Here is a 19818-nt window from a genome sequence, read left to right on the forward strand (position 1 = left end):
CCCACCTCGTCGTCGCGAGAGCTCCTCGCAATGACGACGTTTGCGGCTACGTTTCCGCACCACCCCGAAATCCCGTCGCCAGCACGTAGCGCTCCGACGAATCCTGCCGGCTCGCGGCGGGCTTGACGTGACGCACCGTCGCAAAGTCGCGCTTGAGCTGGGCGAGCAGATCGGCGTCGGCGCCGCTCTGGAACGCTTTGGCCAGGAACGTCCCTCCGGGCTTGAGCACGTCGCAGGCGAAGGCGGCCGCGGTCTCGATCAGGCCGACGATGCGGAGCTGGTCGGTCTTGCGGTGACCGGTGGTGTTGGCGGCCATGTCGGACATCACAAAGTCGGCGCCGCCGCCGAGCATGGCCTTGAGCTTTTCCGGGGCGTCGTTGTCCATGAAGTCGAGCTGGGCGAACTCAACGCCGGCAATCTCGGGCATCTCCAGCAGGTCGATCGCGACGACCTTGCCTTTTCCATCGACCGAGCCGACGCGCTTGGCGGCGATCTGGCTCCAGCCGCCCGGCGCGGCGCCGAGATCGACCACCGCCATGCCGTGTTTCAGCAAACGATATTTGTCGTCGATCTCGAGCAGCTTGAAGGCGGCGCGCGAGCGATAGCCCAGCGACTTCGCCTTCACCACATAGGGGTCGTTGAGCTGCCGCTCCAGCCAGAGCTTCGACGACAATTTGCGCTTGCCGCCGGTCTTGACCTGGACATGCAAGCGGCCGGTGGTGTCTTTCGCCATCTCACCAGCTCCTGAGCGCGCCGTCCTCGCGCATCATCTCGACCAGCATGCCCTCGCGCAGGCCCCGGTCGGCGACGCGCAGGCGTGGCAGCGGAAAGGCGCGGCGGATCGCGTCGAGAATGGCGCAGCCGGCCAGAACGAGATCGGCGCGCTCGACGCTGATGCAGTTGTTGTTCGCGCGCTCCTCGTAACTCATGCCGAGCAGCTTGCTGATGGTCGCGGTGAGGTCGGAATCGTTCATCCAGACGCTGTCGATCCGGCGGCGGTCGTAGCGCGCGAGGTTGAGATGGATGCCGGCGAGCGTCGTCACCGTGCCCGAGGTGCCGAGCAGATGCATGTCGGCGAGATCGCCGCCATGCTGTTCGGCGAAGGGGGCGATGTGTTGGGCGACCTCGTGCTCCATCGCGGCATAGATCTCCGGCGTCACGTCACGGCCACCGAACTGCTCTGCGAGCGTGACCACGCCGAACGGGATCGACATCCAGGCCTTGATGCGCGGCTCCGGATTTGCGGCGTCCCGCTCGATCCGCACCAGCTCGGTCGAACCGCCGCCGATGTCGAACAGGATCGCGCCGCGCCCCCTCGGATCGACCAGCGGCGAGCAGCCGAGCACGGCGAGCGCAGCCTCGGTCTCGCGGTCGATCACCTCGAGCTCGATGCCGGTCTCGGCCGCGACGCGGCTGCGAAAACCCTCGGCGTTCGAGGCCGCGCGGCAGGCCTCGGTCGCGATCAGCCGCAGCCGCCGCGCCTTTCTCAAATTGATCTTGTCGCGGCAGATGCTGAGCGCGGCAATGGCGCGCTCGATCGCGGCCTCGCTGATGCACCCCGTCGCCGAGACGCCCTCGCCGAGCCGGATGATGCGCGAGAAGGAATCGACCACGCGAAAACCGTCTTGGGTCGGGCAGGCGATCAGGAGCCTGCAATTGTTGGTGCCGAGGTCCAGCGCCGCGTAGACGCCGGTTCCCGGCGCTTGCGCGGCGACGGCCGGTTCGGGGGCCAACGCCACCGCCGCCATCGACCCCTCGAGCTCACCGTGCGGCGCATGGCCGTCGCGGAGCCGCGTGTGGTCATTCATACAAACTGTCTTTCCGCGGCCCAAGGGGCCGATCTGGAATTGCTTTTTCGCCTGAAACATTAGCAGCGCGGCAGGTCTGCGCAACAACGCATCACATAGGACCATGCCCATTCGTGCGTTGTCGTGAACGGGGTGGTGGGTTATTTTTGGAGGGTCCGGTCCTCTAGGCGCCCCCCAAACCGCGCAATTGCCGGCTTTTCAGGTCAATTCCATGCAAGAACACACCAAATCGTCCACGCTCGAAAACGCTATTGCACTGCAAAAATATGGCGTCGGACAACCGGTCCGCCGCAAGGAGGACGACACGCTGGTGCGCGGCAAAGGCCGCTACACCGACGATTTCAACCTGCCGGGCCAGGCCCATGCCGTGATCGTCCGCTCGACCCATGCCCATGGGGTGATCCGCGGCATCGGCCTTGATGCCGCCAAGGCGATGCCGGGCGTGCTGGGGGTATGGACCGGGAAAGACCTCGATGCCGCCGGCTACGGTCCCTTCACCTGCGGCCTGCCGCTGAAGAACCGCGACGGCTCGCCCCTGCTCCAGACCAACCGCCAGCCGCTCGCAACCGACAAGGTCCGCTTCGTCGGCGATCCCGTCGCCTTCGTGGTGGCGGATACCCTGGCCCAGGCGCGCGACGCGGCCGAGGCCGTCGAACTCGATATCGAACCGCTGCCGGCGGTGACGGATCCCGAGGAAGCCGCCCAGCCCGGCGCGCCGCAGCTTTACGACCACATCCCGAACAATGTCGCGCTCGACTACCATTATGGCGACATGGACAAGGTGAACGCAGCCTTCGCCAGCGCCGCCCATGTCACCAGGATCGACATCGAGAACACCCGTGTCGCCGTGGTCTCGATGGAGCCGCGCGTCGGCCTTGCCTCCTACGACAAGAAGACCGAGCGCTACACCATCCAGATGCCGACGCAGGGCGTCGCGGGCAACCGCGCCAACCTCGCCAAGAACCTGAAGGTGCCGAACGAGAAGGTGCGCATCCTCACCGCCAATGTCGGTGGTTCCTTCGGCATGAAGAACGTCAACTATCCCGAATACATGTGCATCCTGTACGCGGCCAAGGAACTCGGCCGCCCGGTGAAGTGGCTGGACGAGCGCTCGACCGCCTTCCTCTCCGACAGCCACGGCCGCGCGCAGAAGATTCATGCCGAGCTGGCGCTCGATGCCGAGGGGCATTTCCTCGCGGCGAAGCTGTCGGGCTACGGCAATCTCGGAGCCTACATCACCGGCGTTGCGCCCGGCCCGCTTTCGCTCAACACCGGCAAGAACTTTTCCAGCGTCTACCGTACGCCGCTGATGGGCGTCGACATCAAGACGGTCTTGACCAACACCACGCTGATGGGGGCCTATCGCGGCGCCGGCCGGCCCGAGGCGAACTACTACATGGAGCGGCTGATCGACCGCGCCGCCGACGAGATGGGCATCAACCGGCTGACGCTGCGCAAGCGCAATTTCATCAAGCAGAGCCAGATGCCGTTCCCGGCCTCCTCCGGCGTCACCTATGACAGCGGCGACTTCCAGGCGGTGTTCAACAAGGCGCTCGACATCTCCGACCACGAGAATTTTGCCAAGCGCAAGAAGGAGAGCAAGAAGGCCGGCAAGCTGCGCGGCATCGCGGTCGGCTCCTACCTCGAGGTCACCGCGCCGCCGAGCCCCGAGCTCGGCAAGATCGTGTTCGATCCCGATGGCTCGGTGCAGCTCATCACCGGTACGCTCGATTACGGCCAGGGCCATGCCACGCCGTTCGCGCAGGTGCTGTGCGAGCAGTTAGGGATGCCCTTCGACAGCGTCAAGCTGGTGCAGGGCGACAGCGACATCGTCCACACCGGCAACGGCACCGGCGGTTCGCGCTCGATCACCGCAAGCGGCATGGCGATCGTGGGCGCCGCCAAGCTCGTGATCGAAAAGGGCAAGCGCGCCGCCGCGCACATGCTGGAGGCCTCCGAGGCCGACATCGAATTCGAAGGCGGCAGCTTTACGATCGCCGGCACCGATCGCAGCATCGACATCATGGAACTCGCCAAGCGCATGCACGACGGCAAGATGCCGGAGGGCGTGCCCGACAGCCTCGACGTCGACCACACCAGCGAGCCGGTGCCCTCCGCCTTCCCGAACGGCTGCCACGTCGCCGAGGTCGAGATCGACCCGGACACCGGCGTCGTGCAGATCGTGCGCTACAGCGCGGTCAACGATTTCGGCACGGTGATCAATCCGCTGCTGGTCGCGGGCCAGCTCCATGGCGGCGTCGTCCAGGGCATCGGCCAGGCGCTGATGGAGCAAATCCGCTACGACGAGAGCGGCCAGCCGATCACGGGCTCGCTGATGGACTACGCACTGCCGCGCGCCGAGGACGTGCCGAACATGACGGTCGGCGACCACCCGGTGCCGGCCACGACCAATCCGCTCGGCAGCAAGGGCTGCGGCGAAGCCGGCTGCGCCGGCAGCCTGTCGACGGTCGTGAACGCCGTGATCGACGCGCTCTCCGACTACGGCATCAAGCACATCGACATGCCGCTGACGCCCGAGCGCGTCTGGCGCGCGATCCAGGGCGCGAAGGGGGCGGCGTAAGACTGCTATTCACCTCTCCCCGCAAGCGGGGCGAGGTGAGGAAACTACGCCGCCGCCTGCTCGCGCGGCTGGTAGATCGCGGTGTGCTGGCAATGCGCCAGCGGCGTCGTGCCGTTGGCGACGACCAGCGCGTCGAACTCGACGAAGCGGTGACCCTTCTTCTCGTAATTCGCCGTGACCCTGGCCCGCGCAGTGATCTCATCGCCGGTGCGCGCGGCTGACAGCAGCTGCATGCGGCTGCCGACATGGATCCACGGCCCCAGGATGGTGTTGTCCACCAGCACGCGGTTCATCACGCGCTGGATCAGGCCGGGATGGCCGAGCCCCTCGCGCGCGAAGATCGGATCGGTCTCCCTGATGTCGGCGAGATAGCCGGCCGCGTCATGTCCGGCCCAGCGGCGCGGTGTCGTTCCGAACCATTTGCCAGTCTCGAACGTCGCCGGGCTGACCGGCTTGCGCTCGGCGATAGCGGGAACATCGACATAGTCGCTCAGCGAAACCACGGGCGCGACCGCCGGCAGCGACGCCGTCCCGGTGGCGCAGAGCTCGGTACGGCTGAACACTTCGATCGTGAGCAGGCCGTTGTGCTCGGTGGCGTCGACGTCGGCGGTCTCGCCGTCATAGACCGGCTTGATGAAGCGGGCCTCGACCAGCCCGCGCGTCAGGAAATCGCGGCCCCGGCGAGCCAGCGGCACGTGCATCATGTAGGCGAAGACGTCGACGCCCGGGACCAGTCCGCCGGAAAAGCCGAAGCGGCGCGCCACCCTGTCGTCATGCATCTTGTTTTCTGATTGTTTCGCGGTGTTGTAGGCCTCGACGCGCCAGGTTTCGAGCCGGTTCGGCATGGCTTGGCTTTCCCCAAATTCTTGTTGCTTCGGGCCGATCGTAGGCCCCAGGGAACACCGGTCAATCCCCTCGCCTTTGCGGCCCGAATGGGGTACCACGCGGCGAATGACCGACACGACCACCCGCATCTATGTCGACGCCGACGCCTGTCCGGTGAAGGACGAGATCTACCGCGTTGCCAGCCGCCACGGCGTGCCCGTGAGCGTGGTTGCCGGCAATTTCATCCGGGTGCCGCAGGACCCGATGATCGAGCGCATCGCCGCCGGTGCCGGCATGGACGCTGCCGACGACTGGATCGCCGAGCGGGCCAGGCCGGGCGACGTGGTCGTGACATCGGACATTCCGCTCGCCAGCCGCTGCGTGAAGGCGGGTGCCGACGTGATCGCGCCTAACGGAAAACCGTTCACGGAAGAATCGATCGGAATGACGCTGGCGGTCCGCAATTTGATGACGGATTTGCGCTCGGCCGGCGAAGTCACCGGCGGCCCGCGATCGTTCGCGCCACGCGACCGCTCGACGTTTCTCTCTGCGCTCGACCAGACGCTGCGCCGGATCCAGCGTCGCCGCGCCGATCAGGCCGCAACGAGCCAGAATTCGAGTCAAGGCTGACATGGCGCCGCCGCTGATCCAACTCAAGGACATCAAGCTCACCTTCGGTGGCACACCGTTGCTGAACGGCGTCGAACTCAACGTCGCGACTGGCGAGCGGGTCTGCCTGATCGGCCGCAACGGCTCGGGCAAGTCGACGCTGCTGAAGATCGCGGCCGGCATCGTCGAACCCGACGGCGGCACGCGGTTTGTCCAGCCCGGCGCGACCGTGCGCTATTTGCAGCAGGAGCCGGATTTCGGCGAACACAAGACCACGCTCGCCTATGTCGAGGCGGGCCTCGCGCCGGGTGACGATCCCTACCAGGCGCGCTATCTGCTCGAGCAGCTAGAGCTCACCGGTAACGAAAACCCCGAAAACCTCTCCGGCGGCGAGGCGCGTCGCGCGGCGCTGGCGAGCGTATTGGCGCCCTCGCCCGACATCCTGCTGCTGGACGAGCCGACCAACCATCTCGACCTCTCCACCATCGAGTGGCTGGAAAAGGAGCTAGACAGCCGGCGCAGCGCGCTGGTGCTGATCAGCCATGACCGCCGCTTTCTCACCAATCTATCGCGCTCGACGGCGTGGCTCGATCGCGGCCGGATCAAGCAGATCGATCGCGGCTTTGCGTCGTTCGAGACCTGGCGCGACGAGGTGCTCGCCGAGGAAGAGCGCGACCAGCACAAGCTCGACCGCAAGATCGTCGACGAGGAGCACTGGCTGCGCTACGGCGTCTCCGGCCGGCGCAAGCGCAACGTCAAGCGGCTCGGCAATCTGCACGCGTTGCGCGACCAGCGGCGCAATTATCGCGGCACCGCAGGCAGTGCCAGTCTCGCCGCCGCCGAGGCCGAGCAATCCGGCAAGCTGGTGATCGAGGCGAAGGGCGTCACGAAAGCCTATGGCGAGCGCAAGATCGTCGAGAATTTTTCGACCCGCATCCAGCGCGGCGACCGGCTCGGCATCATCGGACCGAACGGCGCCGGCAAGACCACGCTGGTCAATCTTTTGACCGGCGGCGCACAGCCCGACTCCGGCACCATTCGGCTCGGCGCCAATCTTGAGATAGCGACCCTCGACCAGCACCGCGAAAGCCTCGATCCCAAATCGACGCTGGCCGAAGCGCTCACCGGCGGCCGCGGCGACCAGATCATGGTCGGCGGCAAGCCGAAGCATGTCGTCGGCTACATGAAGGACTTCCTGTTCGCACAGGAGCAACGCGGCACGCCGGTCGAGGTGCTCTCGGGCGGCGAGCGCGGCCGGCTGATGCTGGCGCGCGCGCTGGCGAAACCGTCGAACCTTCTGGTGCTGGACGAGCCGACCAACGATCTCGATCTCGAAACACTCGACGTGCTCGAAGACATGCTCGGCGACTACGAGGGCACCGTGATCCTGATCAGCCACGACCGCGACTTCCTCGACCGTGTCGTCACCTCGGTGATCGCGCCTGAGGGTAGCGGCAAATGGACCGAATATGCCGGCGGCTACAGCGACATGCTCGCGCAGCGCGGCGCTGACCTCAAGCGCGAGACGGCGAAGGCGCAAGCCCCGGCGGAGAAGAAAGAGGATCGGCTCGCAGCACCCGCCTCTGCGCCCAAGCGGCGCTTGAGCTTCAACGAGAAGCACGCGCTGGAAACGCTGCCGAAGATGATGGAAAAATTGCAGGCCGATATTGCAAAATTGCAGCGGGTGCTCGACGATCCAAACTTGTACGCCAAGGATCGCAAAAAATTCGACGACACGTCCGCCGCCATCGCCAAGGCGCATGACGAAATGTCCGCCGCGGAAGAGCGCTGGCTCGAACTAGAGATGCTTCGCGAAGAAATTGAACAGGCCTGACCCATGACAACTCCCCTCGCCGCAAAGATCGCCCGCGAATACGGCACGCCCTGCGCCGTCATCGACATGGACAAGGTCGAGCGCAACATCGCGCGGATCCAGAAGGCCTGCGACGACGCCGGCGTCGCGAGCCGACCCCACATCAAGACGCACAAGAATCCGACGATCGCGAAGATGCAGGTCGCGGCCGGCGCCAAGGGCATTACCTGCCAGAAGCTCGGCGAGGCCGAGATCATGGCCAATGCCGGCATCGACGACATCCTGATCAGCTACAATCTCCTCGGCGAAGAGAAGATGGCGCGGCTCGGCGCGCTGCAGGCCAGGGCCAACATGACGGTGGCCGCGGACAATTCGACGGTCGTCGCCGGCTTGCCCAGGGCCGCGGCGGCGTCGGGCCGTCCGCTCTCGGTCGTGGTCGAATGCGATACGGGACGCAAGCGCGCCGGCGTAGAGACCCCAACGGAGGCGATTGCGCTGGCGCGCGAGATCGCTGCGTCCAAGGGGCTGCACTTCGCGGGATTCATGCTCTATCCGACCGAGACCGGCTGGGCCGACGCCCAAAAGTTCTACGACGAGGCGCTGGCCGGCGTGCGCGCACACGGGCTGGACGCCAAGATCGTCTCCACCGGAGGCACGCCGAACCTGAAGAATCTCGGCAAGCTCAATGGCGGCACCGAGCATCGCTTCGGGACCTATATCTATAACGACCGCATGCAGGTCGCCGCCGGCGTCGCCACCTGGGACGACTGCGCGCTGCATATCTATTCAACCGTGGTGAGCCGCGCCGCGCCCGAGCGCGGCATTCTCGACGCCGGCTCCAAGACGCTGACATCCGACACCGGCGGGCTCGACGGCCACGGCCTGATCCTGGAGCATCCCGAAGCCAAGATCGCGCGCTTCGCCGAGGAGCACGGTTTTCTCGACCTCTCCCGCAGCAACACCAGGCCCAATGTCGGCGACGTCGTCCGCATCGTTCCCAACCATGTCTGCGTCGTCGTCAACATGATGGACGAAGTCGTGATGGTGCGCGGAGAAGAGATCATCGGCACGCTGCCGGTGGCGGCGCGCGGGAAATTGCGGTAGGCGCGGCCTCCTCAATCGTTATTGCGAGGAACGAAGCGATGAAGCAATCCAGATTGTCACCGCGGAAAGACTCTGGATTGCTGCGCTGCGCTCGCAATGACGGCAGTTAGCGCTTCAGCCACTCCAGCACGCCCCTGCCCGCGGCAGCTCCCGTCGCGAACGATGCCTGGAGCAGATAGCCGCCGGTCGGCGCTTCCCAGTCCAGCATCTCGCCGGCGGCGAATACGCCTGGCAATTTGCGCAGCATGAAGCGTTGGTCGAGCTCATCGAAGGCAATACCGCCTGCGGTCGAGATCGCGCGATCGATCGGGGCAACGCCGGTGAGCTGAACCGGAATTGCATTGATCAGATGGGCGAGATCGGCCGGCGAGAACGATGCCAGCGGCCGGCCGGATGCAATGGCGGCCTCCTGCATCAGGCCGATGCCGACCGGCGACACTTGCGCCGCCTTGCGCAGGAAGTTCGCGAGCGATTGCTTGCCGCGCGTGCCCGACAGTCGCTTGGTCAGCGCGGCAGCGTCGAGGTCGGGCCGGAGTGCGATCATCAGCGTCGCCTGCCCGAGACCCAGCACCGCCTCACGCAGCTCCGCCGACAGCGCGTAGATCGCGCCACCTTCGATGCCGTTGCGCGTGATCATGGCTTCGCCGCGCACCGTGTGTGCACGAACAGTCAGCGCCACGCCCTTGAGCGGCTGGCCCTCGAAACGATCGCGGAACAATTCGGACCATGCGACGGTGAAGCCGGAATTCGCCGGCCGCAGTTTTGAGACGGCAATGCCTTTTGCTGCGAGGACACCGACCCAGCTGCCGTCCGAGCCGAGCCGCGGCCAGCTTGCGCCGCCGAGCGCGAACACGGCGGCATCGGCCGCGATGGCAAGCGCGCCCTCAGGCGTTTGAAACTGTAGCCGCCCCTCATCATCCCATCCGGTCCAGCGGTGCCGAAAGGCAAACCTTACGCCGCCAGCATCGAGACGCCGCAGCCAGGCCCGCAGCAAGGGCGAGGCCTTGAAAGCCTTCGGAAACACGCGCCCGCTGCTGCCGACGAAAGTCGGCTCGCCAAGGGCCTCGCTCCAGGCGCGCAGCGCATCCGGTGAAAATGCGTCGATCGCAGCTTGCAGCCTTGGCGCGGCCTCACGGTAGCGCGCCATGAACTGCGGCAGCGGCTCGCTGTGGGTGAGGTTGAGCCCGCCCCGGCCCGCCATCAGGAATTTGCGGCCCGCGGACGGCATCGCATCGTGCACGGTGACGCGGGCGCCGCCTTGCGCCAGCACCTCCGCCGCCATCAAGCCAGCGGGGCCGGCGCCGATGACGGCGACGGCCGTCAGAGCTTTACCCCGGCTCGCGCTGCAGCCTGCGCCACATATTTCTGCGTCTGCTCGAACGCCCCTTGCAGCGCCCTCGCCTTCGACATGTCGCTGATCTCGGCAAAATGCGCCGCGATCGCATCCGGCGTCCACTCGGCCTCGGGCAGGTTGATACCTTCGCTCTCCAATATCTTGATCACGGCGAAGGAGCCGGCACCGGCGCCCATGATGGTGCGGGTCGGCGCGCCCTCGCTGAGCATGTACTCGACCGCGGGCGTGATCGCGTTCGGCTTCATCAATTGCAGTGCCTGCGGCGGCAGCAGTTCCTCGGTCATGCGGGTCGCCGCCGTCGGCGAGATGATGTTGACTCGGATGTTGGTCTTGCGGCCTTCTTCCGCCAGCACGTTCATCAGGCCGACCATGCCGGACTTGGCCGCGCCGTAATTGGCCTGGCCGAAATTGCCGTAGAGGCCGGAGGACGACGTCGTCAGCACGATGCGGCCGTAGTTGCGGTCGCGCATGCCGGCCCAAACCGCCTTGCAGCAGTAGAAAGTGCCGACGAGGTGCACATCGAGCACCTTCTGGAAGTCGGCGGCTTCCATCTTGCCGAACGACTTGTCGCGCAGGATGCCGGCGTTGGCGCACATCAGATCGACGCTGCCCCACTCCCTGGTGGCGCGCTCGACCATGGCCGTGACCTGCTCGAAATTGGAGACGTCGGCGCCGTCGGCCATCGCGGTGCCGCCGGTTTTACGGATCTCCTCGACCACGGTCTCCGCTGGCGACAGCGAGCCGCCGCTGCCGTCACGCGTGCCGCCGAAATCATTCACAACCACCTTGGCGCCGCGGCTGGCCAATCCCAGCGCATGCGCGCGTCCCAGGCCATTGCCCGCGCCGGTGACGATGGCGACGCGTCCGTCGAACCTGATTGCCATGAGTAAAGTCCTGTTCTTCCCTTTCCTTCTCCCCGTGTGGGAGAAGGTGGCGCGAAGCGCCGGATGAGGGGTCTCTCTCCAAAGATGTGCTCGCGGAGAGAGACCCCTCACCCGCCTCGCGTTCCCCGAGGCACCCTCTCCCACAAGGGGAGAGGGTACGAGCGCACCAATTTGGACAGCTTTTGAGCAGCGATGGGTTGCCGGGTCAAGCCCGGCAACGACGCCTCAGGTCAGGCAAAATAGATCAACCCGAGCCAGTCTGCGACCAGCGCGGGCTTGTCCTCGCCCTCGATCTCCACCGTCACGTTGGTGCGGGACTGCAATTCGTTCGGCTTGCGGAGCTTGCCTTCCGTCAGAACGAAACGGCCGCGGACGCGCTTGCCCGAACGCACCGGAGAGATGAAGCGCAGCTTGTCGAAACCGTAATTGACGCCCATCGTGGTGCCGGCGATCACGGGCATCACCTCATAGGACATTATCGACAGCAGCGACATCGTGAGGAAGCCGTGCGCGATGGTGGTGCCGAAGGCGGTCTCCTTCCCGGCTCGCTCAGGGTCGACGTGAATGAACTGGTGATCCTCGATCACGTCGGCATAGGTGTCGATGCGGGGCTGGTCGATCAGGTGCCACGACGATACGCCGATCTCCGTGCCGACCATGCCCTGATAGGCATCCAGCGTAATCGGCGGCTTCTTCCAGACTTCGTTCACTTAGGTCTCACTCCGTGTCTTCGGCAGCTCCGGAAAGTCCTCTTCGCGGAATTCCCGGCCGCGCAGGGGATCGCTGCGGTCGTCCTCGCGCTCTAGCCGCCGGAGCTGAACGCGGCGGATCTTCCCCGAGATCGTTTTCGGCAGCTCGGTGACGATTTCGAGGCGGCGGATGCGCTTGAACGGCGCAAGGCGCGTATGCAAATGTTGGAAGATCGACAGCGCCGTCGCCGGCGAGCGCTCGGCGCCCGAAATCAGCAGCACGAAGGCTTTGGGGATCGCGAGCCGGATCGGGTCCGGGCTCGGCACCACGGCGGCTTCCGCAACGAGCTCGTGCTCCAGCAGCACGCTCTCCAGCTCGAACGGGCTGATGCGGTAGTCCGATGACTTGAACACGTCGTCGGAACGGCCGACAAAGGTGAGATAGCCGTCGTCGTCCGCAAAGACGACATCGCCGCTACGATAGAGATCGCCTTCCGCGCCGGAAAGCTTGCCGTCGTCGCCCTGATACCCCTGCATCAGGCCGGCGGGGCGGTTCGCGCCGAGCACCAGAGCCACCTCGCCCTCCTTGGCCGGATAGCCGTCGGCATCGCTCACCTGCACGCGATAGCCCGGCAGCGGCCGGCCCATCGAACCGACCTTGATCGTCTGGCCCGGCGAGTTACCAGCGAGCGCAGTGGTTTCCGTCTGGCCATAGCCGTCGCGGATGGTGAGACCCCAGGCGGCCTGCACCTGGTCGATCACTTCGGGATTGAGCGGCTCGCCCGCGCCGCAGACCTCGCGCAAGCTCACCTTGAACGCAGCGAGATTCTCCTGGATGAACAACCGCCACACGGTCGGCGGCGCGCACAGCGTGGTGACGCCGCAGCGGCCGATGGTGGCGAGCAGGCCCTTGGCGTCGAAACGCGGCTGGTTGACCACGAACACGGTGGCGCCCGCATTCCACGGTGCGAAGAAGCAGCTCCAGGCGTGCTTGGCCCAGCCGGGCGAGGAGATGTTGAGGTGGATGTCGCCGGGCTTCAACCCGATCCAGTACATGGTCGAGAGATGCCCGACCGGATAGCTGCGCTGGCTGTGCCGCACGAGCTTTGGTTTAGCAGTGGTGCCCGAGGTGAAATAGAGCAGCATCGGATCGTCGGCGTTGGTTGGGCCATCCGGCGCAAAACTCTCCGACGCTTTTGCGGCGTCATCGTAGGCAAGCCAGCCATCGGACGACGCGCCGACCACGACGCGGACGACATTCTCCACGCCAAGGCTTGCGAATTTCGCGACCTGATCTTCGGCGGCCACGACCGCTTTCGCCTTGCCGCGATCGAGCCGGTCGCGGAGTTCATCGGCGGTGAGCAGCGTCGTGGCCGGGATTACGACGACGCCGAGCTTCATCGCCGCCAGCATCGTCTCCCACAGCGGAACCACATTGCCGAGCAGCAGCAGCAGATGATCACCGCGCTTGAGGCCGTGCGCGCGGAGGAAATTCGCGACCTGGTTTGAGCGCTTCGAAAGCGCCGCGAAGGTCAGTTTTGTCTGCTTGTCCTGCGCGGCATCGACGATCCAGAGCGCGGGCCGATCCTTGCTCTCCGCGTTCGCCGCCAGCTCGGCATCGAACCAGTCGAGCGCCCAGTTGAAGGGAACCGGATCGGGCCAGCGGAAGCCCCTGACCGCTGTTTCGTAATCCGTGCGGTTATGAAGCAGAAACGCGCGTGCTTCCTGAAATGTCGTCATCAAGCTTTCCCGGCTAGCCCCCTAACGTGCTTGATAATTCCGGAAAAATCCACCCCGCCTTGGCCAGCCTTGTCGAAGGCCTGGTAGATTTCCTGCGCATGCTGGCCGAGCGGCGTTGCAGCGCCCGCGGCCTTGGCGGCGTCCTGCGCCAGCGTCAGATCCTTTACCATCAGCGCCGAGGCAAAGCCCGGCTTGTAGTCGTTGTTGGCGGGCGAAGTCGGCACCGGGCCCGGGACCGGGCAATAGGTCGTCAGCGACCAGCACTGGCCCGACGAGGTCGATGCGACGTCGAACAAGGCCTGATGCGAGAGCCCGAGCTTTTCACCGAGCGCGAACGCCTCGCTCACCGCGATCATGGAAATGCCGAGGATCATGTTGTTGCAGATCTTTGCCGCCTGGCCCGCGCCGGCGCCGCCGCAATGCACGATCTTCTTGCCCATCTTCTCCAGCACCGGCTTGGCCGCCGCGAACGCGCCCTCCTCGCCACCGCACATGAAGGTGAGCGTCGCGCCCTTGGCGCCGCCGGTGCCGCCGGACACCGGCGCGTCGACCGAGAGCACGCCGTGCTTGCCGGCGAGCGCATGCGCCTGCCGGGCGCTCTCGACGTCGATGGTGGATGAGTCGATGATCAGCGCGCCCTTCGCCATGGCGGGCAAGACCTCGTTCCAGACGCCGAGCACGTGCTTGCCGGCCGGCAGCATGGTGACGACGACGTCGGCACCCTTTACCGCGCCCGCAGCGCTGTCGGCGATGCCAGCGCCGTCGGCCTTGGCTTGCGCGCGCGAGGCTTCGACGAGGTCGAACGCCACCACCTTGTGGCCGGCCTTGACCAGATTGGCGGCCATCGGGCCACCCATGTTGCCGAGACCGATGAATGCGATCGTGGCCATTGTCGTTCCTCCGCTTGAGACTGTTGTTAATTGAACTTGAGTTCGTCGGCGCCGATCTCGGCAAGATACGGCGCAAGCATCCCGGGCGTCACATCCTCGATGCGCGGCGGCGACCAGGTCGGATTGCGGTCCTTGTCGATCACGGCGGCACGGACGCCCTCGCGAAAATCGTCGCTGCGGAAGACCTCCAGCGCGGCGCGATATTCACGCACCAGACATTCCTCCAGGCTCGAGGCGGCGCGCGCCAGCCGCAGCAGCTTCAGCGTCACCACCATGCCGCGCGGCGATTTCTCGTTCAACGTCTTCAGCGTGACCTGCGCGAACTCCGACCCGTCGCGTTTGAGCGCAGCGAAGATGTCCTCCATGCGGTCGAAACCGAACAATGCGTCGATCGCCGGCTCCTTGGCAGCGACCGGCCCTGCAGTCTCGCCGGTCGCAAAACCGTTGATGAGCTTGGTGAGTTCGGCCGCTGTTGCACCCGTTCGAACCCTGGTCAGCGCCTCACGCAGCACCGGCCACTTGGCCGCCGGCACCACGGCGTCGGCGAACCTGGCGTGAATCGCGTCTGGCCCATTCATGGTCTGGCCGGTCAGGCCAAAATAGGTGCCGATCTCGCCGGGCGAGCGCGACAGCAGCCAGGTGCCGCCAACGTCCGGGAAGAAGCCCAGCCCGACCTCGGGCATCGCGAGCCTGGTGCGATCGGTGACGATTCGGTGGCTGGCATGGCCGGAGAGGCCGACGCCGCCGCCCATCACGAGGCCCTCCATGAACGCGACATAGGGCTTCGGAAATCTCGCGATCCGCGCATTCATGACGTATTCCTGGCGCCAGAACCGCGCGCCGAGGTCGCCACCTTCGCGCGAGCTCTCCCAGAGCCCGCGGATGTCGCCGCCGGCGCAGAGGCCGCGCTCGCCCGCGCCTTCCAGCACGATCACCGCGACTTCTGGATCGGTCTCGAACCGATCGAGCGCCGCGTCGATGCCGATGGACATCTCCAGCGTCATGGCGTTGAGCGCCTTGGGCCGGTTGAGCCGGATCACGCCCGCCGCGCCCTCGCGGCGAACGATGAGGTCGCCCTCCTCCACCGCCGTCATCGCGCCCCCTCGATCAGTTTGCGCGCCACGATGAGCCGCATGATTTCATTGGTGCCTTCGAGGATCTGGTGCACGCGCAGATCGCGCACGATCTTCTCGATGCCGTATTCGCTGAGGTAACCGTAGCCGCCGTGAAGCTGCAGCGCCTGGTTGGCCACCTCGAAACCGGCATCGGTGCCGAACCGCTTGGCCATCGCGCAGAGCATGGTGGCGTCGGGGTCCTTGCGATCCAGCGCCGCCGCGGCACGCCACAGGAAGGTGCGGGCGGCCTCGAGCTCGATTGCCATGTCGGCGAGCTTGAATTGGAGCGCCTGGAATTCGTCGAGACGTTTTCCGAACGCCTTGCGCTCCTTCATGTAGGCGCGCGCCTTGTCGAGCGCGGTCTGCGCGCCGCCAAGCGAGCAAGCCGTGATGTTGAGGCGACCGCCGTCGAGGCCGGCCATCGCGATCTTGAAACCGACGCCCTCCTCGCTCAACCGATTGGCCACCGGCACGCGGGCGTTCTCGAAGATCACGGCGCGGGTTGGCTGCGCATTCCAGCCCATCTTGCGCTCGTTGGCGCCGAACGACACGCCCGGCGTGTTGCCGTCGATGACGAGGGTCGAGATGCCGCCGGGGCCGTCGCCGCCGGTGCGGACCATCGCGACCAAAAGGTCGGTGCCGCCGGCGCCGGAGATGAACTGCTTCTGACCGTTGAGGACGTAGTGATCGCCCTCGCGCACCGCGCGGGTGCGCAGCGCCGCCGCGTCCGAGCCCGCGCCCGGCTCGGTCAGGCAGTAGCTCGCGATCAGCTCCATGGTGCAGAGCTTTGGCAGCCATGTGTGGCGCTGGGTGTCGCTGCCATAAGCATCGATCATCCAGGACGCCATGTTGTGGATGGAGATGAAGGCCGAGGTGGTCGGACAGCCTGTCGCCAGCGCCTCGAAAATCAGCGCCGCGTCGAACCGGGTCATGGCGGAGCCGCCGACGTCGTCGCGGATGTAGATGCCGCCCATGCCGAGGGTTGCGGCCTCGCGCATCACGTCGACGGGGAAATGCTTCTCCTCGTCCCAGCGCAGCGCGTGCGGCGCGATCTTTTCCGCCGCAAACGCCAGCGCCATGTCACGAACCGCGACCTGATCCTCGTTCAGAGCGAACTGCATGCTGGGCTGCTCATATTTTCTCGTCATTGCGAGCGACGCGAAGCAATCCAGACTTCCTCCGCGGAAAGACGCTGGATTGCTTCGTCGCTACGCTCCTCGCAATGACGGCCGAGGGGATCACTTCATCAGCGGGATCGAGAACTCCGCACCTTCCTTGACGCCGGACGGCCAGCGCGAGGTCACCGTCTTGGTCTTGGTGTAGAAGCGGACCGAGTCGGGACCGTGCTGATTGAGATCGCCAAAGCCCGACTTCTTCCAGCCGCCGAAGGTGTAATAGGCGATCGGCACCGGGATCGGCACGTTGATGCCGACCATGCCGACATTGACCTTGGCCGCGAAGTCGCGCGCGGCGTCGCCGTCGCGGGTGAAGATGGCAACGCCGTTGCCGTAGTCATGTTCAGATGGCAGCGCCAGCGCTTCCTTGTAGTCGTGCGCGCGCACGACCGAGAGCACCGGGCCGAAGATCTCTTCCTTGTAGATCCGCATGTCCTTGGTGACGTTGTCGAACAGCGAGCCGCCGAGATAGAAGCCGTTCTCGTAGCCCTGCATCTTGAAGCCACGGCCATCGACGGCAAGCGTGGCGCCTTCCTTGATGCCGATATCGATGTAGCCCTTGACCTTCTCGACCGCCTCGCGCGTCACCAGCGGGCCGTAGTCGGCCGACGGATCGATCGAGGTGCCGATCTTGAGCGACTCGACGCGCGGGATCAGCTTTTCCATCAGGCGGTCGGCGGTGGACTTGCCGACGGGGACCGCGACGGACACGGCCATGCAGCGTTCGCCGGCGGAGCCGTAGCCCGCACCGATCAGCGCGTCGACGGCCTGGTCCATGTCGGCGTCCGGCATGATGATGGCGTGGTTCTTGGCGCCGCCAAAACACTGGCAGCGCTTGCCGGTCTGGGCGGCGCGCTCGTAGATGTACTGCGCGATCGGCGTCGAACCGACGAAGCCGACGGCCTTGATATCGGGATCGTCGAGGATCGCGTCGACCGCTTCCTTGTCACCGTTGACGACGTTGAGGATGCCGGCCGGCAGACCTGCCTCGATCATCAGTTCGGCCAGCAGCATCGGCACGCCGGGATCGCGCTCCGAGGGCTTCAGGATGAAGGCGTTGCCGCAGGCAATCGCCGGGGCGAACTTCCACATCGGGATCATCGCCGGGAAATTGAACGGGGTGATGCCGGCGACGACGCCGAGCGCCTGACGCATGGAATAGATGTCGATGCCGGGCCCGGCGCCTTCGGTGTACTCACCCTTCATCAGATGCGGGATGCCGCAGGCGAACTCGGCGACCTCGAGGCCGCGCTGGATGTCGCCCTTGGCGTCGGGAACGGTCTTGCCGTGCTCGCGGGCCAACAGCTCGGCGAGCTTGTCGTAGTCGCGCTGGACCAACTCGACGAATTTCATCATGACGCGGGCGCGGCGCTGCGGATTGGTCGCAGCCCATTCCGGCTGGGCGGCACGGGCATTCTCGACCGCGGCGCGGACCTCGGCCTTGGACGCCAGCGCCACCTTGGCCTGGACGTCACCGGTCATCGGCTCGAAAACGTCGGCGGTGCGGCCCGAGGTGCCCTTGACCTCCTTGCCACCGATGAAATGTCCGACTGAACGCATGGAATGATCTCCTTGAGGCGAGCTTGAACGCTTTGACAAATCCTATCGACCTGCATTTTATAGGATTCAAGTCTGAGATAATGCACCATAGATGTGCGAAAATGCTGGATCAAGGCGCTATCGATTGGGACGACTTCCGCTTCGTGCTGGCCATCGTGCGGGGCGGCTCGGTGTCGGCTGCGGCAAAACAGCTCGGCGTCGACCATGCCACCGTGATCCGCCGCGTCGACCGGCTGGAAAAGCACCTCTCGGCCAAGCTGTTTGACCGGCGGAAGACCGGCTATCTGCTGACCGAAGCCGGCCAGCGCGTCGCCGACAGCGCGGAAGCGATGGAATCGACCATCGTCGCCAACCAGGAGCAGGTCGGCGGCTCGGTGGCGCGTCTGACCGGCACGGTGCGGATCGGCGCGCCCGACGGCTTCGGCACCGCGTTCCTGGCGCCGCGGCTGGCGCCCTTCGCCGACCGTTACCCGGACCTCGACCTGCAACTTGTGGCCACCGCCCGGCTGTTCAGCCTCTCCAAGCGCGAGGCCGATATCGCCATCAGCCTGACCATGCCGAAGGAAGGCCGCATCGTCGGCCGCAAGCTGCTCGACTACCGCCTCGGGCTCTATGCCGCGCCGGCCTATCTCGATCGCTTCCCGAAAATCACCTTGCGCGAGGCGCTGCCGCAGCACCGCTTCGTCGGCTATATCGAGGAACTCCTGTTCACGCCGGAGCTCGATTATCTGCCGCAGGTCTCGCCGCGGATTTCCGCGCGCTTGCGCAGCGCGAATCTGATCGCGCAGCTCAATGCCACGCTCGCCGGCTTCGGCATCGCGGTGCTGCCGCACTTCATGGCGGGCGACTATCCTCAGCTCGTGCCGGTGCTGGCGGACGAGGTCTCGATCACGCGGACGTTCTGGATGCTGATGCACGCCGACAGCAAGGATCTGGCGCGGATCAGAGCGGTGGCGGATTACATCGGCGAGATCGTGGAGCGCGACCGGGCGTTGTTTGCGGGACGATGAAGCCTAGTTCTGCTTCGCCTTCCTGGCAGTCGTCACCTTCGTCTCACGCCGCGCGCCGTCAAGCGCACTGTCCTTGCCCGTCTTCAGCACCTCGTCCGACAGTTCGCTCGATCCGGCGATTCGCGCGAGCAGCATGGTGCCGGCCATCGTCGCCAGGGTCGCGATCGCCTGCTTGCGTGCGGCCTTCCGCGGCAGATTGGGGATGAAATCGGTCATCATCTCGATCATCTCGTCGAGCTTGCCGGCAAAAGCCTTGCGCGTCTTCGGGCTCTCGCGGGCGATCTCGGCGCCGAGCGAGGGGATCGAGCAGCCATGGCCGGGATTGTCGCGGTGCAGCGCGGAGAGATAGCTCTCCGCGATCAGCGCCAACCGCTTGTCGGGAGCGGCCTCGCCGGTGAGCTTGCGCCAATGGTCCATGGAGCGATCCATGGCGTAGGCGAAAGCCTCGATCACCAGCGCCTCGCGGGAATCGAAATGGGCGTAGAAGCCGCCATGGGTCAGACCCGCCTCCTTCATGAGGTCGGCGACGCCGATGCCGTGAGCGCCCTTTTCGCGCAGCCGCACGGAGGCCTTCTTCACGATGCGATCGTGAGTTTCCTGCTTGTGTTCCCGGGAGTAGCGCATGCGGCTCTCATTGAATGTCGGAGGTCATCTAATAACA

Annotated in this window: 17 protein-coding genes; 5 read left to right on the forward strand and 12 right to left on the reverse strand. The window is 65.7% G+C overall.

Going from position 1 to position 19818, the window contains the following annotated elements; translation table 11 throughout:
* Nucleotides 1-46: 46 nt before the first annotated feature.
* Together NR187_RS13785 and NR187_RS13790 are read right to left on the reverse strand one after the other, a co-directional pair.
* Nucleotides 47-733 carry an RlmE family RNA methyltransferase gene (locus NR187_RS13785; RefSeq protein WP_211383474.1) on the reverse strand — a complete coding sequence of 229 codons (687 nt, stop codon included), beginning with the start codon at nt 731-733 and terminating at the stop codon, nt 47-49.
* A 1-nt stretch (nt 734) separates the two neighbouring features.
* A complete protein-coding gene (locus NR187_RS13790; RefSeq protein WP_256806754.1) occupies nt 735-1808 on the reverse strand; it encodes a Ppx/GppA phosphatase family protein in 1074 nt (357 codons plus the stop codon).
* A gap of 211 nt (nt 1809-2019) precedes the next feature.
* On the opposite strand from NR187_RS13790, the gene NR187_RS13795 reads away from it, so the two are divergent.
* The gene (locus NR187_RS13795; protein ID WP_256806755.1) at nt 2020-4389 is read left to right on the forward strand and encodes a xanthine dehydrogenase family protein molybdopterin-binding subunit; all 2370 of its coding nucleotides are present in this window, start codon (nt 2020-2022) and stop codon (nt 4387-4389) included.
* A 44-nt stretch (nt 4390-4433) separates the two neighbouring features.
* Here NR187_RS13795 and NR187_RS13800 read toward each other — a convergent pair whose 3' ends face one another.
* Nucleotides 4434-5234 carry a hypothetical protein gene (locus NR187_RS13800; RefSeq protein ID WP_256806756.1) on the reverse strand — a complete coding sequence of 267 codons (801 nt, stop codon included), beginning with the start codon at nt 5232-5234 and terminating at the stop codon, nt 4434-4436.
* A 106-nt stretch (nt 5235-5340) separates the two neighbouring features.
* On the opposite strand from NR187_RS13800, the gene NR187_RS13805 reads away from it, so the two are divergent.
* Genes NR187_RS13805 through NR187_RS13815 form a run of 3 tightly spaced genes read left to right on the forward strand, consistent with a single transcriptional unit; the run spans nt 5341 to nt 8740 of the window.
* A complete protein-coding gene (locus NR187_RS13805; protein WP_211383470.1) occupies nt 5341-5844 on the forward strand; it encodes a YaiI/YqxD family protein in 504 nt (167 codons plus the stop codon).
* A 1-nt stretch (nt 5845) separates the two neighbouring features.
* Complete coding sequence (locus tag NR187_RS13810; protein WP_256806758.1) at nt 5846-7657, forward strand: ABC-F family ATP-binding cassette domain-containing protein; 1812 nt, start codon at nt 5846-5848, stop codon at nt 7655-7657.
* 3 nt (nt 7658-7660) lie between these two features.
* Nucleotides 7661-8740 (forward strand): D-TA family PLP-dependent enzyme, encoded by a 1080-nt coding sequence (locus tag NR187_RS13815; protein ID WP_256806760.1) that lies wholly within the window; start codon nt 7661-7663, stop codon nt 8738-8740.
* 106 nt (nt 8741-8846) lie between these two features.
* On the opposite strand, the gene NR187_RS13820 is transcribed toward NR187_RS13815, so the two are convergent.
* The 8 genes from NR187_RS13820 to NR187_RS13855 form a co-directional block, all read right to left on the reverse strand.
* On the reverse strand, nt 8847-10064 hold the full coding sequence (locus NR187_RS13820) for a TIGR03862 family flavoprotein (protein ID WP_256806922.1): 1218 nt from the start codon (nt 10062-10064) through the stop codon (nt 8847-8849).
* Nucleotides 10061-10978 carry an SDR family NAD(P)-dependent oxidoreductase gene (locus NR187_RS13825; RefSeq protein ID WP_256806762.1) on the reverse strand — a complete coding sequence of 306 codons (918 nt, stop codon included), beginning with the start codon at nt 10976-10978 and terminating at the stop codon, nt 10061-10063. The genes NR187_RS13820 and NR187_RS13825 overlap by 4 nt, the downstream gene beginning before the upstream one ends.
* A gap of 230 nt (nt 10979-11208) precedes the next feature.
* Nucleotides 11209-11688: a MaoC family dehydratase gene (locus tag NR187_RS13830; RefSeq protein WP_211383466.1), complete on the reverse strand. Its 480-nt coding sequence runs from the start codon at nt 11686-11688 to the stop codon at nt 11209-11211.
* Nucleotides 11689-13407, reverse strand: a complete 1719-nt coding sequence (locus tag NR187_RS13835) for an AMP-binding protein (RefSeq protein ID WP_256806764.1) — start codon at nt 13405-13407, stop codon at nt 11689-11691.
* On the reverse strand, nt 13407-14297 hold the full coding sequence (gene mmsB / locus NR187_RS13840; protein WP_211383464.1) for a 3-hydroxyisobutyrate dehydrogenase: 891 nt from the start codon (nt 14295-14297) through the stop codon (nt 13407-13409). The genes NR187_RS13835 and mmsB overlap by 1 nt, the downstream gene beginning before the upstream one ends.
* Before the next feature lie 26 nt (nt 14298-14323).
* On the reverse strand, nt 14324-15391 hold the full coding sequence (locus tag NR187_RS13845; protein WP_256806766.1) for an enoyl-CoA hydratase/isomerase family protein: 1068 nt from the start codon (nt 15389-15391) through the stop codon (nt 14324-14326).
* The gene (locus tag NR187_RS13850; RefSeq protein WP_256806768.1) at nt 15388-16533 is read right to left on the reverse strand and encodes an isobutyryl-CoA dehydrogenase; all 1146 of its coding nucleotides are present in this window, start codon (nt 16531-16533) and stop codon (nt 15388-15390) included. The genes NR187_RS13845 and NR187_RS13850 overlap by 4 nt, the downstream gene beginning before the upstream one ends.
* 117 nt (nt 16534-16650) lie before the next feature.
* On the reverse strand, nt 16651-18147 hold the full coding sequence (locus NR187_RS13855; protein WP_038946438.1) for a CoA-acylating methylmalonate-semialdehyde dehydrogenase: 1497 nt from the start codon (nt 18145-18147) through the stop codon (nt 16651-16653).
* A gap of 101 nt (nt 18148-18248) precedes the next feature.
* Between NR187_RS13855 and NR187_RS13860 the strand changes: the two genes are divergently transcribed.
* Entirely contained in the window at nt 18249-19157 is a 909-nt protein-coding gene (locus NR187_RS13860; protein WP_211383461.1) for a LysR family transcriptional regulator, read from the forward strand.
* Between the two features lie 3 nt (nt 19158-19160).
* Here the strand turns inward: NR187_RS13860 and NR187_RS13865 are convergent, their stop codons facing one another.
* Entirely contained in the window at nt 19161-19781 is a 621-nt protein-coding gene (locus NR187_RS13865) for a TetR/AcrR family transcriptional regulator (RefSeq protein WP_211383460.1), read from the reverse strand.
* Nucleotides 19782-19818: the final 37 nt, after the last annotated feature.

This window comes from Bradyrhizobium sp. Bra64 (assembly GCF_024519875.1).
In the GTDB taxonomy this organism is placed as follows: domain Bacteria; phylum Pseudomonadota; class Alphaproteobacteria; order Rhizobiales; family Xanthobacteraceae; genus Bradyrhizobium; species Bradyrhizobium japonicum_G.